At 59.7% G+C, this 14424-nt stretch carries 11 protein-coding genes; 9 read left to right on the top strand and 2 right to left on the bottom strand.

What is annotated here, in order from left to right:
* Positions 1–20: 20 nt before the first annotated feature.
* The 4 genes from EJ067_RS22025 (at position 21) to EJ067_RS22035 (ending at position 2963) form a co-directional block, all read left to right on the top strand.
* The gene (locus EJ067_RS22025) at positions 21–1541 is read left to right on the top strand and encodes a hypothetical protein (RefSeq protein ID WP_126087344.1); all 1521 of its coding nucleotides are present in this window, start codon (positions 21–23) and stop codon (positions 1539–1541) included.
* A gap of 89 nt (positions 1542–1630) precedes the next feature.
* A complete protein-coding gene (locus EJ067_RS22030; RefSeq protein WP_126087345.1) occupies positions 1631–2491 on the top strand; it encodes a matrixin family metalloprotease in 861 nt (286 codons plus the stop codon).
* 67 nt (positions 2492–2558) lie between these two features.
* A complete protein-coding gene (locus EJ067_RS34705; RefSeq protein WP_189510071.1) occupies positions 2559–2708 on the top strand; it encodes a hypothetical protein in 150 nt (49 codons plus the stop codon).
* 12 nt (positions 2709–2720) lie between these two features.
* Complete coding sequence (locus EJ067_RS22035; protein ID WP_126087346.1) at positions 2721–2963, top strand: hypothetical protein; 243 nt, start codon at positions 2721–2723, stop codon at positions 2961–2963.
* Here EJ067_RS22035 and EJ067_RS35525 read toward each other — a convergent pair.
* Positions 2960–3349 (bottom strand): hypothetical protein, encoded by a 390-nt coding sequence (locus EJ067_RS35525; protein WP_245468013.1) that lies wholly within the window; start codon positions 3347–3349, stop codon positions 2960–2962. The two genes, EJ067_RS22035 and EJ067_RS35525, sit on opposite strands and share 4 nt — an antisense overlap.
* 819 nt (positions 3350–4168) lie before the next feature.
* On the opposite strand from EJ067_RS35525, the gene EJ067_RS22045 reads away from it, so the two are divergent.
* The 5 genes from EJ067_RS22045 (at position 4169) to EJ067_RS22065 (ending at position 12710) form a co-directional block, all read left to right on the top strand.
* Entirely contained in the window at positions 4169–4927 is a 759-nt protein-coding gene (locus EJ067_RS22045) for a hypothetical protein (RefSeq protein ID WP_126087347.1), read from the top strand.
* A gap of 476 nt (positions 4928–5403) precedes the next feature.
* Positions 5404–7833 (top strand): helicase-related protein, encoded by a 2430-nt coding sequence (locus EJ067_RS22050; RefSeq protein ID WP_126087348.1) that lies wholly within the window; start codon positions 5404–5406, stop codon positions 7831–7833.
* 77 nt (positions 7834–7910) lie between these two features.
* Entirely contained in the window at positions 7911–8726 is an 816-nt protein-coding gene (locus tag EJ067_RS22055; protein WP_126087349.1) for a hypothetical protein, read from the top strand.
* Positions 8719–12003, top strand: a complete 3285-nt coding sequence (locus EJ067_RS22060) for a hypothetical protein (protein WP_126087350.1) — start codon at positions 8719–8721, stop codon at positions 12001–12003. The genes EJ067_RS22055 and EJ067_RS22060 overlap by 8 nt, the downstream gene beginning before the upstream one ends.
* On the top strand, positions 12000–12710 hold the full coding sequence (locus EJ067_RS22065; RefSeq protein ID WP_126087351.1) for a hypothetical protein: 711 nt from the start codon (positions 12000–12002) through the stop codon (positions 12708–12710). Before EJ067_RS22060 ends, EJ067_RS22065 begins: the two co-directional genes overlap by 4 nt.
* Here EJ067_RS22065 and EJ067_RS22070 read toward each other — a convergent pair.
* Positions 12689–14167 (bottom strand): hypothetical protein, encoded by a 1479-nt coding sequence (locus tag EJ067_RS22070; protein ID WP_126087352.1) that lies wholly within the window; start codon positions 14165–14167, stop codon positions 12689–12691. The genes EJ067_RS22065 and EJ067_RS22070 overlap by 22 nt on opposite strands.
* Between the last annotated feature and the right edge of the window lie 257 nt (positions 14168–14424).

Consider the following 14424-nt stretch of genomic DNA (forward strand, 5'->3'; position numbering starts at 1 on the left):
GTGGAACGGTGGGGGCTTCGGTGAGTGTCAATTTAGATATCTCAGGCATCTGGACGTATCGAAGCTTTCTAAATACCCCAGGCAATGTTGGTGATTTTGGTAAACTGGAAGTCTGGGAGGCCGAACTGTCCCTCGAAGTCAGCGAGGATGGGCGCATCTATGGTCTACTGGGGGAGCGCCCGGATGTCTGTGACGGCACAGAACCCTTCTTGACGGTTGAGGGTACCCTCGTACCCGGCAACCCTGCGACGATCAGCTGGCGTGCCAGGGGCAAACCCCAATCCGAGTATGACGGCTGGATCTACGACTATCAGGGTTACCTGCCTCCCGAGTGGCCCGATGCTCCGCGCAACCGTCCAACGATCGTGGGAACAGTGACGCGCACCGTGGCCCATGGTGGAGCTCCGGCGGGTTCAGTCTTTTCGTTTGTCGCGGTGAAGTCGGATTTCCTGGAGCCGCGCAAAGCGATTCCCTTGGCGAAAAGCGTCGTCGACATGATGAGCTCTGCCGAACATCGCTACCATCATGCACTTTGGCACGCCTCGCGCGACTCATGGGACAGCCTGAGCGACTCCAAGAAGGAGGCGCTGCGCGCAACCGGTTGGCAGCCTGGCCCAAAGTCCAAGGAGCGGGCAAGTCTGTCCCCCGGTCGACTTTCCAACGGGTCGGGCGAAGACTTCTTCTACATGCACCGGCGCATGGTGAAGGACGTTCGGACGATGGATCCCTCCGTCGGGACATGGCGACGTCTGCCGCAGCCGCAGTTCCCCTCGTCGTTTGCGCCCGGAACGAAGGCGTCGCAGATTGGCAACCTCGACGGGTACGCTCTGCCGCCAGCGTGGGTCGTGCCAGGTGACCCTGACACGACCAGTTGGCTGTTTGAACTCAGGAAAACCTCCACCCTTTATGGCCGCTTCCAGGCTTGGGAAGCGCTCTATACCTCGGCGGACTACCTCGCATCCCTGTCGCTCGGTGAGCTTGGCTCACGGATCGAGTTCACCATCCACAATTGGATGCACATGCGATGGACTTCAGTGACCCGCGACCCCACCAGTGATGCGGCCAAGCGCAGTCTGCCGCTTTCCAACGGCCGCGACGCACTGGACTTTGACAGCAAATGGCTTGATCCCGAGTACGACTATCTCGGCGAGACTTTCTCATCGCACGTGAATCCCATTTTCTGGCGGCTGCACGGATGGGTCGATGACCGCATAACAGACTGGTACCGCGCCCAGGAAGCCGTACGCCCTGGAGTGGTCAAGCCAATGACCCTTGATGGTGTCGAATGGTTCGCGGTCGACGGTACCTGGGTGAAGAACGACGAGCCGTGGGAAGGCGCGCGTGCGTCGACATCGCCAACCCACCATGCCGGCCACGTCCATCCTGGTCACCCGGGACTGGTCCTGGATGTGCCGACCATGCAAGCTGCCCTGAGGATCATCTACGGCCCCGAACCGGAAGCTGCACCCTCAGCCCTGAAGGACCACATGCGGACTTCGCCCGGTACCCGGGCAAGCTGGTTCAAGAATGTCCCTGCGTAGAACGGTTTAGCGGGGCCCCGCCAATCGGCAAGCTGGCCGATCCGGATCGCACGAATTGCGTTTGATTATTCGATGGGGAGGAACTTCACATGGCACGGACAAAAGCAACGACACAATCACCCGCAAAGCCCATCAAAGCCAACGGTTCGCCGAAACTCAGGGATGAGAAGGCAGCTGAGCGCAGCACCAAACCGCTTGTCCATGTCATCCGCGAGGGCGTCCGCTGCGACACTGAAGAACGCGGGCACCAGACCCCAAAGGGCAAATCTCCTCTGGAAATCGTCGTCGACGCCTCGGAAGGTTTCATTCCCTTATGGGCGAAAGGAACAACGCTGCGCTGGAAGTTTCGCGAGAGTTCGGTCCAGTCGTTTGCAGATCCCGCGCAGGTCAAGGCTCAAGTCGCGGATCTGTTCGCGAAAGCCATCCTAGCCTGGGGCGATGCTGCGCCAATCAAGTTCGCTCAGCGAGACGATGCCTGGGATTTCGAGATTGTCGTGAAACATAGCGACGACTGCGACGTCAACGGTTGCGTGCTGGCCAGCGCGTTCTTTCCCGATGGCGGACGGCACGTGCTGACGATCTATCCGAAAATCTTCGAGCAGGATGCGACGGAGCAAGTTGAGACCCTGGTACACGAAATCGGTCACATCTTTGGCCTCAGGCATTTTTTCGCGCAGGTCAGCGAGACCACCTGGCCCTCCATCATTTTTGGGACGCACAAGAAGTTCAGCATCATGAACTACGGGGCGGACAGCAAGTTGACCGCCGATGACACCGCCGACCTGAAGAAGCTCTATTCACTGGCCTGGAGTGGCCAGTTAACGGAAATCAACGGGACCCCGATAAAATTCATGACGCCTTTCCACACTAGTGGCGAGCCGACAGAGATCATCGCCGCCATGGAACCTGCGCAAACCTTAGCCAGGGTACAACAGCTTTTGTCGTCGTGAATCGCTCCAGCCCAGTTCGCCCCGCGCCCTTGTTCGGCCGGGCTCTTTCGGAGCGATCGTCGACTGCATGCTTGAAGTCGGGTGGGCGCGCGGCAAGGTGATGTGCGCCCTACGCCGCCTGATCGCGGCCGATGACATGACGCAGAAGGAAAACGCCAAGGTCGAAGCCGACCTAGCTATTGCCAGGGCGATGTTGCGTGGCGGAAAGGCCCTTTGATTGGAGGATCAATTGGAAGAGGTAACGGTCGATATCTACAGTCAGGCGGCAGTGCGCTTCATGTCGACTGTAGCCGTCGTCATGATGGCCGAAATGGAGAAGGCGGGGGTGCCAATTATGAAAAAGGTCGTAGCGACCTTGGAAGAAATTGGCCCAAAAGCAAGCGACGCATCCGATCAGGAAGATCGGGTGGTGCAAAATCTCATAAGAGGTTTCACCGAAGCTATCCGAGAGAACCTGCCCATGCGCAGCTAGTCTTGCTCCCGGAAGTCCTTAAGCCTGGCATGGGTTGGCGCGCCGGCCTTGCTCTTCACGCGGTCCCATAGAGCCTGCCGCTTGCCGACTTTGAGCGTAACCAAGGCGCCGCCCATGTAGCGGCCGTTCTCGGCCATGAGCACCATCGCCGGCTTCCCGGCCTCGCGCTTCATGCCCATGATGCCCATTTCCTTCTCGACGTAGCACTTGATCTTGCGCCAGTTCATCGTCGACCCGCTGCGGTAGACGCTATCCAGTCGCTTCGACACGTTGCCTTCCAAGCCCGCCTGGAAGACGGCATCGCCGGTGCCCGGCAGCGCTTCGCTGAATTGGATATGGCCGTCGGCAGGGACCAGTGCCTGCTGTATCTCGCGCGGATCCTTCAACGCCAGCCATGTAGCGCAGATCATGGCCGTTTAGACGGCAGGAGATCGAACGCGACCAGACAAAGGTCCTGCAGGCGCCTGTTGATGCCGAGCGCAGCCCGTGGAAGACGGATAACCCAACTTCGTTGGTAACGATCGTCTCGCCCCTCAATGATGAAGCTCTCCCCCCAAGCTTCTTTGCCTCTGCGGTTAACGGCCGATATTTGGCAGTCCAGTCAACCCCGGTCTTGGTGTAGAGGCGAATGCTGCCGGCGTACTTGATGAACTGGGCGCGGTAGCCGTCGAACTTGACCTCGTGGCTCCATCCATCGCCTTTGGGCGGCTGCTCGAGCAGCTCGGGCTCCATCGGGCGAATGAAGGACAGCCGGACGCCGCCGGCAGGCTTACGCATTGGAACTCTCACGCCCCTCGAATTTGACTAAATATCGCACGGCATTGCGTTAGCATCCACTAAAAAAGCGAAGGGAACATTTTCACACGGGCACTGTTTTTCCTTGCCTTCAAGGAGATACTGCCACGGCTGACGACAAGACAAGACGTTTCCGCTTGTCTTCCGAAAGCTCAAGGCTTGAGCCGGAACTTGACAGTCAAGTTTATTTGTTTTCGCAAAGCCGCCTGCTCTCCCCTCGTAATTTGCTCCTCTTACCGTAGACTAGGGTTCCACGCGTCCAGCACTGGCGGAGTCCGGAGCGTCCGGTCAGGCGACGGCAGCCCACCGTGCTCGTTTTTCCGGCGGTCAGGGGCCAATACAAAAAGGAGCCCCACCTACTGGGCAACCCGGATGGGCCGAGAGGGGCAACAACACAACTGGAGTTTGAAATGGGCGACTATATGGTAGGCGTAACGATCCTTGAGGCGAAGGGCGGGAGCCGTTCTTCGGCTGACGAGCACAAGACGCATGGCATGGCCATCGAGGCGGGGTGGCACGGCTACACGAAGAACGGCTACGTGATCGTGTATGTGCTGGGCAGCGCCGGGGAATATCCGGCGAAGGCGACGCTGCAAGTGGGGCAGATGCATCTGCCAGAACTACTGAATGTGATTGCGGAGCGCAAAGTCGGCCGTGAGGCGATGATCGAGGCGCTGCGCCGGCAGCGGCTGAAGGTGAGCTTCGGAGAGTGGACCGAGGCCGACGAGCGACTCCTGGTCGACGAGCACCAGCGCGAGGCTGAGCAGCACGAGCGGCAGCGTTTGGCGCGCCTCGACCAAATCGAGCGCGAGCGGCAGCGCGAGGAGGCTGAGGAGCGAGAGCGGCAGGAATTGATGGCGCGCAGCAACAGTTCGCGCAAGGAGTACATGTCGCTGGAGGCCCTCAGGGCTGCGGAGGCGCGCAGGACGTCGCCCCAAAAGGAGCGTAACAGGATGATCCGCGAGGCCGTGGACGCGGCCAAAGGCGTGCCGGTCCAAGTCGCATGCGAGTTTGCGCTGCCGGATGGTGGTAAGCGAACGGTGATTATGGCAGCGACGACGGTTCAGGGGATTGCGTCGCGGGCGGAGGCCGAGATCAGGTCGCAGGTGCCTGGGCTGAAGCAGCATGCAGCTAAGCTGATCAGCATGGCCTTGGCGAACAAGCGATAGCGCGGGTTGACGACTAATAGGTTCGCTGTGCCCGGACGCTTATGCACAAGGATCGCGCCGACTTGTGAGTTGACGTACGCCGTTCACGGCGTGTCGCGAGCGACCAATACGGTCTCAACTTTGCGTTCGCAGAGCTGCGCAGGCCGGGCGACAACCACTCGCGCGGGCTAAGTGGTCCCCCATCCGTTATCGAGGCTGCTAAGAGGGACTGACTGGAATGTTTCAACCTGGTATTCAAATATCGTCGTCATCGGACGCAGGTGTCGATGCAGCCAGCCGGATGCCGCCTGCAGGTTTACGCATCGAAACCCCGTGACACTCGATTTGATTCAATATCGCACAGCCGGAAGTGTTCCGTTAGCATTTGCTGAAAACGGAACACTCGCGCGTGGAAGCTGTTCTTCCTTCTCCCACGAGGAACAGTCATGGATGTTGCGCAGCCCGCTCCTCTGCGCAAGAATTAGTGGGGGTCTAAAGTGGGCGAATCAGAAGATTGGCGCGCAGCGCATATTTCGGACATACGGGCTGCATATCTGGCTGCGAGTGCTGTAGCTGACCGACTGGCGCTGCTGCGCAGTTGGGTCCGTGCCGCCGGCGGATGGCTGGCAGCAGACGATTTTGGTCGCCTTGAACCGACCGAACTAGCCGGCGCCGACAGATATGGCCTAGCGGTCGACAAGTACGGCCTTAGGCTTCGCGTGGAAGAACTCGATGAGATCGCCCCAGGACTCAGTGATGCTTTGCGCTTCGATTCGGAATTTCGCCGAGCTTTCCAGCCCGCCGCAGCTGACGCGGTCCTGCTTCGGTTCTCGGCACATGACAGTTATCAAAGTGAGACCCAGAAAGCCGCGGTTAGAGCGCTGCTAACCGCGCCGCCCGGCGCCTCCCTAGCTGTCTCGATGCCCACCGGTTCGGGGAAGAGCCTTCTATTCCAGATCGGTCCGAGGTCATGGCGATCCGCTCGACCAGGCGCCTGCGCGCTTGTGATCACGCCCCTGGTCGGGCTAGCTCAAGATCACGAGCGGACATTAGGTGGGCTGGAGGGACTTGAGCGCAGCCGTGCGATCCATGGCGCCTTAACCGATTCAGATCGCGAGGAAATCCTGTTCGCCTTCCGGCGTGGCGAGATTCCGGTGCTATTCATGTCGCCGGAGGTGGCTTTCGGCCGAGCCCGTGAGACATTACTAGAAGTGGCGAAACCTCCCGAGGAGAAATTCGGTCTGGAAGCTCGGCTTGAGGCCATTTTCGTCGACGAAGCGCATATCATCGAAAGCTGGGGGCGCACCTTTCGGCCGGACTTCCAGCGTCTTCCAGGACTCGTAGCTGCCCTGCGGCAAGCTAATCCGAAATTAATCACCGTGCTCCTTTCGGCTACGCTTTCCTCCAGCGCTCGTGACGTCCTCAAGCGCAGCTACGGACAAGATCCCTGGCTTGAGATTCACGCCGGCGTCCCACGCTATGACTTTGACGTGGTAACGCGCCGCTTCGTTGACTCAGCGAAGCGACACGAAGCGGTTCTGCGCGCAGTAGACCTCTGCCCCCGACCTTCAATCGTATACACGACGCGCGTCCGCGCCGCACAAGATCTCCATGATGAGCTTTACGCTCGTGGCTACAGACGCCTCGCCCTCTTCACGGGCGATACGCAGGCGGCAGAGCGACAAGAGGTGATAGCTCGCTGGGCCAACGGCGAGCTCGATCTCATTGTTGCAACCTCCGCTTTTGGGCTCGGAATCGACAAGAAAAACGTTCGTTCCGTTATCCACGCTTGTTTGCCGGAAAGTGCAGCACGCTGGTATCAGGAGATCGGCCGCGGCGGTCGAGACGGCCATCAGGCGCTTGCGCTTGCCCTTTGGACCGAAGGTCCCGACAGAGACGATGCAAGCGAAGCCATGCGAATGGCGGCGAGCGATTGGTTGACTCGACCGTTTGCCGAGGAACATTGGAAGGCCCTTCGTGACCAAGCGGAAACCCATTGGCTTCCTGGCACGCAGCGACGTATGACCTTGCCTCTGGACGCAGCACCTCCGCGTCTCGGCCGCCACACTGGTAGCTACAATAGGCGCTGGAACCAAAGCCTCCTAAATCTGCTTCAGCGGGCTGCAATGCTTGAAGTTGTCACGGTTGACGAGCATCAAGCCCACCCAACTTGGCACGTCGTGCTGCACCGAGACGAATTGCTTGGGGACGAACAAATCTCAGCACCCGCATGGGACGAAGTATTTGCCTTACGGGAATCCGAGAAGGCGACGGCTGTCTCCGAAGCGCGGCGCTTCCTTAGACTTATGCGATCTCGCGAGAAGGACTGCCTTTTGGTCTCCGCTTTCAGCCTGATCGAGCCGGAAGTCTGGGATGCCCCAGCGTGTGGACGTTGTGTAGCCTGTCGCGAGCGAAATCGACCAGCACCCAGGCACATTCCGTCCGGAGGATTGAACGAGTTTTGGAGTGAGGGACCACCCGTCTGCCGAGGCCCTTCAGGACGCCTGCTAGTCAGCCCCGAAGCGTATCATTCGGCCGTTGGCAAAAAGCGACTTCTCGGGCGTTTGGCCCGGGCAGGTATCCAACAAATCGTTGTCCCAAATGGCTGGGAGAAAGAGGCCGCGGAGACGTTCGCCCGCCAAAATGCGAACCTCGGCTTTGTCCTTCCTCACTCGGAATGGTTGGAGGGCCGGTGGTCGCTTGCGGATCTATCAACCGCCACCATCTTGCCGGACCCGGCATCCGAAATCGATGAATGGCTTCGGCAAACGGAGATATTCTCTGCGCACTTCCCAAAGCAACGCCTTGTACTGGTCGCGGACCCCGCCACCCTTGTTGGCGGCCGCCGCCTGGATCAGGTCGCCTCACCTCTTGGCAGCTATCTAGAAACGTATCTCGAAACTTTGGCGACGGAAGAGGTGCCATGAGTCTACTATCATCCACTCAAGGCACCCCGGACCGGGTGTTGTCCCTCCTTCAGGTTCTTGCAGCCCACGATGGTCAAATGGCCCGGGCCGACCTGCTTGCATGGCTCGATCCCCCATTCATCCAGGCTACGCCACGAGCGATTATCAGCCCTGCGGCGGAGCAGACGCTGGCAGCGGCCTTAAGCCTCAACTTTGTTAGTCAGGAGGACGGTCGCTGCCGAATCAACGACGGTTTGGAGTTCGCCAGCCTTTATGATCTCGCCGACCTCACGCACGAACGATTGCTCAGTCTAAACTCCGAGCACGCCGATGCTGTGCTCCCGCAGGCCTTCGCCTACATCGTTGCACGTTCGGAGCAGGCAAAAGGAACTGCTTGGCTGCACGCCGCGACTAACAAAGCTCTCGCGGACGCCCTCAACACGGTCCTGCCTAGGCGCGTGAACACTGCCGCCGAGGGACGTCGCTTCAACGAATACAAATTTGCGCCGTTCTGGCGATGGATGATCCTCATCGGTCTCGCTCTCGATCTTCCAGGCGACGGTCCTCACCCGTATGTCTCGTCGCGTTTGGCGCGAGAACTGGCTCACTCCGATTTCCCACGTGGCGAGCAGATCCCGATCCGCCGATTCCTAGAAGTCATCTCAGAGCGCATGCCATATTTGGATGGAGGCGCCCTCTACAACTCAGCCGCCGAAAAGCTAGGCTTGCCTACTAAGGGACGCGCGGTCTCTCCCATCCTCAGTACGGCGCTTCGCGATCTTGATGAAGAAGGCGTGCTCGCCCTCGGTTCGCTGACGGACGCGGCAGGCCTCGTGAATCTAGCTGACGATCGCTTCAGCCGGATTAAGGCAGTCCAGTTCGTAACCCTGCCTGCGGAGCGCGCAGATGCTTGAGCTGCTACCATCGAAAGCATGCTGGGATAAGGATGACGCGGATGCCATGCTGCGCATCGAGGCTTTAGGGGTCGACGACACTCTGTTTTTGGCGACCCATTCGCCTATTCGGGGTTTTCTCGTGTCAGGCGCCAAACGCCACGAGGTTGTCGAACCGACGGAGGCCGGGTTACTCGACGCACTGTCCGCCAGTGATCGGAGCCACGCATTCTGCGTGGTGCAAGGCGATCCCGGATCAGGCAAATCGCACCTGATTCGCTGGCTGGCGGTGCACTGGCCCAAGGGCGAAGACCTCGTGCTCCTTTTGCAGCGTGCCGACGGCAGCCTCCAGGGAGCCCTCGATCAGCTCAGAAAAGCGATGATTGAGAGGTGGCCAGCGTCTGCGTCGCTTTTTGAAAATCTAAGTCTACGACGCCAGGCTGCGGGCATCGCTGGACGTGCAGAGGTCTTCCAGTCGACGCTCGGCGCGATGCTCAAGGGTTCCTACTTTGAAGAGCCCCGGGTGGATGCAGCTTGGTGTGATAAGCACGATTTGTCTCTGTTGATCCAGAGCTTGGACGTCCGCAAAGGTTGGAAGAGCCCTCGTCGGATACTGGAATTAATGGATGGTAAGTCTAGCTCCCGGAATTCCGAGAGCGCTCAGTTCAATCTCGACGACGTGCTAGCTCTTGCGCGTGTTTGTCGGGGCGTCAGCGACAGCGCGGCAAGCGAGCGGTTTGCGCGCAAACTGATTGTCGAGGCCGAAAAGATCCGCGACTGGCTAGATGAGGGGGAAACCGAAGACGACATCCGTACACGGCACGCGAGTGAACTTTCAGCCAGCTTGCCTCTGATCAAGGCACTCAATTTGCGTCTTAATGATGCCGTTCAAAGCGTGATTGGGGTTACGAGCGAGGATCTAATCCTACTTTTCCGCAAAGTTCGCACAGAACTCAAGGACCAAGCGCGCCTGGTCCTTTTGCTTGAGGACATTACTGCCTGGCAGGGCCTCGATAATGGGCTGATCGACGCACTGGTCCTTGATAGCGCCACGCGCCCGGATGTGTGTCCCCTGATTTCCGTCGTCGGCGTGACGCCCAAGTATTACGATGACCTACAGAAGAACTACAAGGATCGCATCACCCACGAGGTCCAACTCGGAGAGTCCGGCGGTAGCGATGAGGCCGTTACGCTTCGCCAAAGCGCGGATCGCCTTGCTTTCGCGAGCAGATATCTGAACGCGGCGCGAGCGGGCAAAAGTGCTCTTACCGCCTGGGGGCAAAAAATCCAGCAGCGTCGAGATTTTCCGCCGCCGAATCCTTGCCTGGGGTGCCCCAAGCGTCAGGCCTGTCACGCCGTGTTTGGCGAGGTAGATGACATGGGCTTGTTCCCCTTCACAAAAACGGCACTTGATACGCTCTTCTATGCATTGAAAACCGATGACAAAGGACAGACCCACCGAACGCCTCGCGGGTTACTACAAAACGTCCTAGGTCCCACTCTTCTCAATCCTTCAGCTCTCGACGAAGCGCGGTATCCTGGCCCGGATATTGAAACTGAAAAATTCGATGAACGCGCCGGCTTACTAACCGGCCCGATGCGTGCCTTAGTCGAAGCGAATGAGACCGATCCGCAAACACGGGAACGGCTCCGTCGCACGTTCGTCTACTGGGGAGATCCGAACGAGCCGGAAACGACATTAGGCGCGGACGGTATCATGCGGCTTGCCGAAGTGCCCGAGCCCCTGTTCACGTCCTTCCGGCTGCCGTGGCTTGGCGACGCCAGTGTAACTACGCCGCCGCCGATGACGAATCGCGAACAACCGCATGAATTCGACGGAGCTACCACGGAACCAGAAGCGGAGCCCGCTCCCCAACAGATAGCGACCGCTGCTGCACCTTTGACACCACCTGCCGCAGCGTCCGGGGTTCCTCGTGCAGCACCTCAGGCCACTCCGGCATCCCCGCGGGTAGCCGCCAACGTTACAGCCAAGACCAAGCTCCAACGCCTCCAAACCCATGTGGCCGAGGCGCGGAAGGGCAACCCCGCGATTAAGGAGCCACAACTCTGGAACGAGGTACTTTTCGAACTACTTAACTGTCTTGATCCGCGAGACCTCGGTCTCGATCGCTGGATTTGGAACAGCATCTTCACGGTGAACAGAGTTCAGGTTGCCGGGTCATCGCAAGTCCGCAGCTACACCTTCGCCGTGCCTCGGGAGATTTGGCTATACGATGGGCTTGAGGCCTACTGTGCTCTTCGCACTGGAGGGGACTCGGAACTCAGTCAGGAGTACAATCGCCGCCGCCTAGCCTTTATGATGCGTCGCCTCGGGGCATTGGCCCGAGCCTACGCGGTACGTGCACTGCCAGTTTTGCCTGACGGGTCTCGCTGGGATGTCGCTGCAAGCGCTTCGCAGGTGCTACTGGCCAGAGCATGGCTCAAAGGCTCTGTGCCGCCTGATGCGCCGACTGCAGATCTCTGGCGGGTTGTACTCAGCGACGAAGACGGGGCAACGACAGCGCCTCAGTCGCGTACGGAACCGTGGCAGGACGCGCTTCGCAATACCGACCAGCAGCACGAGAAAATACGCGCAATGCTGCACGAAATGGTCCGCCTGCCGCAGGGCAACTCGACTGAGTTTGGGTTAGCCGCCGCCGGATCTGCCGCCCGAGCCATTGTTAGACTCCAACGTCACCTCAGCTTCTTACCTATCGCTGAGGTCTCGGGAAGCACCGGTATTCTGGATGACCGCGGCTTGCGAGAGACGGCCGCAAAGGTAGCCGATTGTCTGAGACGGATCCCAAATCTCGAATTCAAGTTGCTGCAGGACCGTGCCGCAGAGATGGACGGCCTGCTCCGCGGCGAGGGCCTTGCTGCGCGCTTGACTAGACTGAACATGGCGGCGGGGAAGGTGTTCCCGCTTCTCCGGGAACTGCCACCTGATTTGGAGCGGCGTTGGCGCGAAATTTGGGAAAGGATGTCAGGCGACTTGGAGCGCCCCGACTATGTTTCGGCGCTGCAACGTCTCATCCAAGCAGTGGAGGATCGTGAGGCTATTCCGCAACGACCATCTGAAAACTTAGCCTGGCTGATCTCGCAGCCCGCCGGCGACCTCCGCACCGCGCTTGAGGCGTTGAAGTTCGGGGAGCAACTTTGCAAAGACCTAAACAATGCTGCCGCTTCGTACTTGCGTGCTGCTGGTGCCGGTAGCACGCTCGCCAAGATTAATCAGGTTGGACAAAGTCTGAATGCCGCCGTGACTGAAGCCAATTTAGCGTGGGAGCAGGCGCCATGACTGACCCGTTGGAAGAACTAGAGAACACGTCACAGGTCCTGCCGGCCGCAGTCGCGGGCGTTCGTCTCGGAGACCGCGCCACTCAGCGTTTGCAGCGTTTCTCTGACGCGAGCCGACACGAACTTCGTCTCAAGGCGTTTGTGGAGTTGGCAGTTCTTCTCAACGGTCGTTCCGATACACAGGTCAAGGAGCAGGTCGGCCGCGCTTTAGACGCTGCCTTCGAATTATCCAAAGCGATGGAGGAAGTCTGCGACGAACAAACCCTGGAGTACGCATTCGAAGAGTATCCGACGTTTGTCCAGTCACTCGGTGTGCTCGAGGGCCAGTTGCGACTGCTTTGGACGCGGATGATTGACCAGCAGTTCGCTCCGTTGGGATCTGTCGGGGCACTGTTAAGCGCTTTTCCAGGTGCTCGCGACCTCGGGCTCAGAATGGTTCAAGCCGCAGCTGACGCTCGCCAACACAGCCAGGCTCCCCTCATCGACTTGGCGCCGAAGGTGAGGGGCCTCCAGAAAATGCGCGAGACCCTAGTCGCCGAGCAGCAGACCGTGGCTGGCAATCCGAAGGTAGCTGCGTTCTTGCAAGCCCTGGCCGCCAATCGAGCTACCCTCGATTTCCTTGAAACGGAGGTGCTCGAATGGCTGAAGGGTCAAGACGCACTCAGATCGTTGAAGGTAACTACCGCTCAGGAGGCCAGGAACCTCTGAAGAAGCCGCCTACTTGTCGAAGCCTCCGCCATGGTCTCGGACATCAAGTCGCTCGAATGGTGAACACAAGCCTGGCAGCCGTCGACGCAGAGGTGTGCACCCAACCGATAAACTTGATCCGCTAGGCGCGATTCTGCGCTTAGCGAGCCCTCCTGCGAGGCATCCTCCAAGGCTCCGTAGGCTGCGAGCAGGCGGCCAGGCGCTGACCTCGGCTCGGCCTCTGCCGCCGCAATTACAGCGCTAACATGTTCCCACGCAGAGGGTTGACGACCCATTTCCTGACGCAGGCGCGCCTCGGCTTGGGCTGCAGCGATAGCCAGGTCATACAGTTCGATCCGCTCTCCGCCTATGCGCTCCGTGTCGAAGAAGATACGGAGCAGGCTTGCGGGTAGCGGTCGATCTGGTGTCTGGCCCAGTTCGAGTGCCCAGGTCGCAAGGGCCGCGGGGTCATTTGGGTCGATTCTACGCCATTCTACGTGGCGCTCGCGCCTGCCTAGAGCCGTCCTTAGGAGCGCGTCCTCTTCTGCATTGGGACAAAGCCCCACAAAGTCGTTCATCCATTCTGTCGAGACCTGCCCAATCCTCTCGACGAAGGCACGCGTCGTACCGTCCCCATAAGCGCCCGCCTCGCAAACTGTGATTACGTCATCGGTCGTTCCATCGAACTGTGCTGGTAGACGCACGTGCCCAATCACCTGCCGATCATCACCACGCCCTAGATGAACGAAAAGATCCTTCAGGCGTGCCGTAAGCCCATTCAAAAGACAGGTGCGCAACCAGGCGGAGAACCTAGTGGGACTTTCCGCCGCCCGTACCGCATCTTGGAAAGCTGGCTGCAAGCGGCGGTCCGCCAAGGTGGCAGCCACGCGGGCTACTCGTGTCTGTGTCATTAGAGGATGCTGAGAAAGCCGGCTAGCCCGCACTTCCTCGAGCAGGCGAGCCAAGCCTCCGCCGTCCCAGAATCGGATCGCTTCCAGGAGCCTTGGGCGCAAGGCGGGATCGGCAGCGGCAGAGACAAAGAGGTCCGCCCCTCGTCTGGCTTCGAAGCCATTGATGCCAATGGCCTGCGCAGCGTCCTCCACCATGTAGCGGAGCATCTGGCCCGCATGCCAACGCCTTGTCTCCGGGTTCTCCGTCAGATGCTCAATCTCGGCGGCGATGAAGGCATCTACGCGCGACGTATCGAGTCGGAACTGCACGCCCTCGGTCTGCACATGATAGCCGTGCAGCATCGGCGTAGTTCCCGTTGTGTCACTGAACCGCTGGCTGAAAACAGCCGGCTCCAGTGTACGGTCCTGCATCTTTAACTCAGCATCGGCGCCCCAGAACAGCCTGGCCATAGCTAGGCCGGTCAAGCGCCCACCGAGGCTTTGCCCGACGAAGCTATCGAGTTGGGCCAGCCAGCCGCCGAAGTCCGCCTGCACCGGGCGCGCAAACGCCGAATCGGGCTTGATCACGGGGAAACCTCGGAGGCTAGAGCGGCTGTCGTGCTGCACCCGGCGGGGGTCGGCAGCCGGATCATTGGTCCGCACAACCGACAAACCGTCTGGGGCGACCGCCCACGCGGAAGTCCACCCAGAGCCCTGCATTACGCCGAGTGTCTCTAAGCGTAGTTGCAAAGGTCGGATTACCACATCCCGGAGACCGGCAAGACTTGACCTTACCGGCGAAGGCAAGTGGTTGACCAATACACCGGGCGCAAACGGTGTGACCC

This window comes from Mesorhizobium sp. M1D.F.Ca.ET.043.01.1.1, from assembly GCF_003952385.1.
Lineage (GTDB): Bacteria > Pseudomonadota > Alphaproteobacteria > Rhizobiales > Rhizobiaceae > Mesorhizobium.

Excerpts from the sequence above, each read along its gene's own strand:
- EJ067_RS22060 (WP_126087350.1), top strand. The coding sequence starts at position 8,719 with ATGCTTGAGCTGCTACCATCGAAAGCATGCTGGGATAAGGATGACGCG.
- EJ067_RS34705 (WP_189510071.1), top strand. The coding sequence starts at position 2,559 with ATGCTTGAAGTCGGGTGGGCGCGCGGCAAGGTGATGTGCGCCCTACGC.
- EJ067_RS22065 (WP_126087351.1), top strand. The coding sequence starts at position 12,000 with ATGACTGACCCGTTGGAAGAACTAGAGAACACGTCACAGGTCCTGCCG.
- EJ067_RS22030 (WP_126087345.1), top strand. The coding sequence starts at position 1,631 with ATGGCACGGACAAAAGCAACGACACAATCACCCGCAAAGCCCATCAAA.
- EJ067_RS22045 (WP_126087347.1), top strand. The coding sequence starts at position 4,169 with ATGGGCGACTATATGGTAGGCGTAACGATCCTTGAGGCGAAGGGCGGG.
- EJ067_RS22055 (WP_126087349.1), top strand. The coding sequence starts at position 7,911 with ATGGCCCGGGCCGACCTGCTTGCATGGCTCGATCCCCCATTCATCCAG.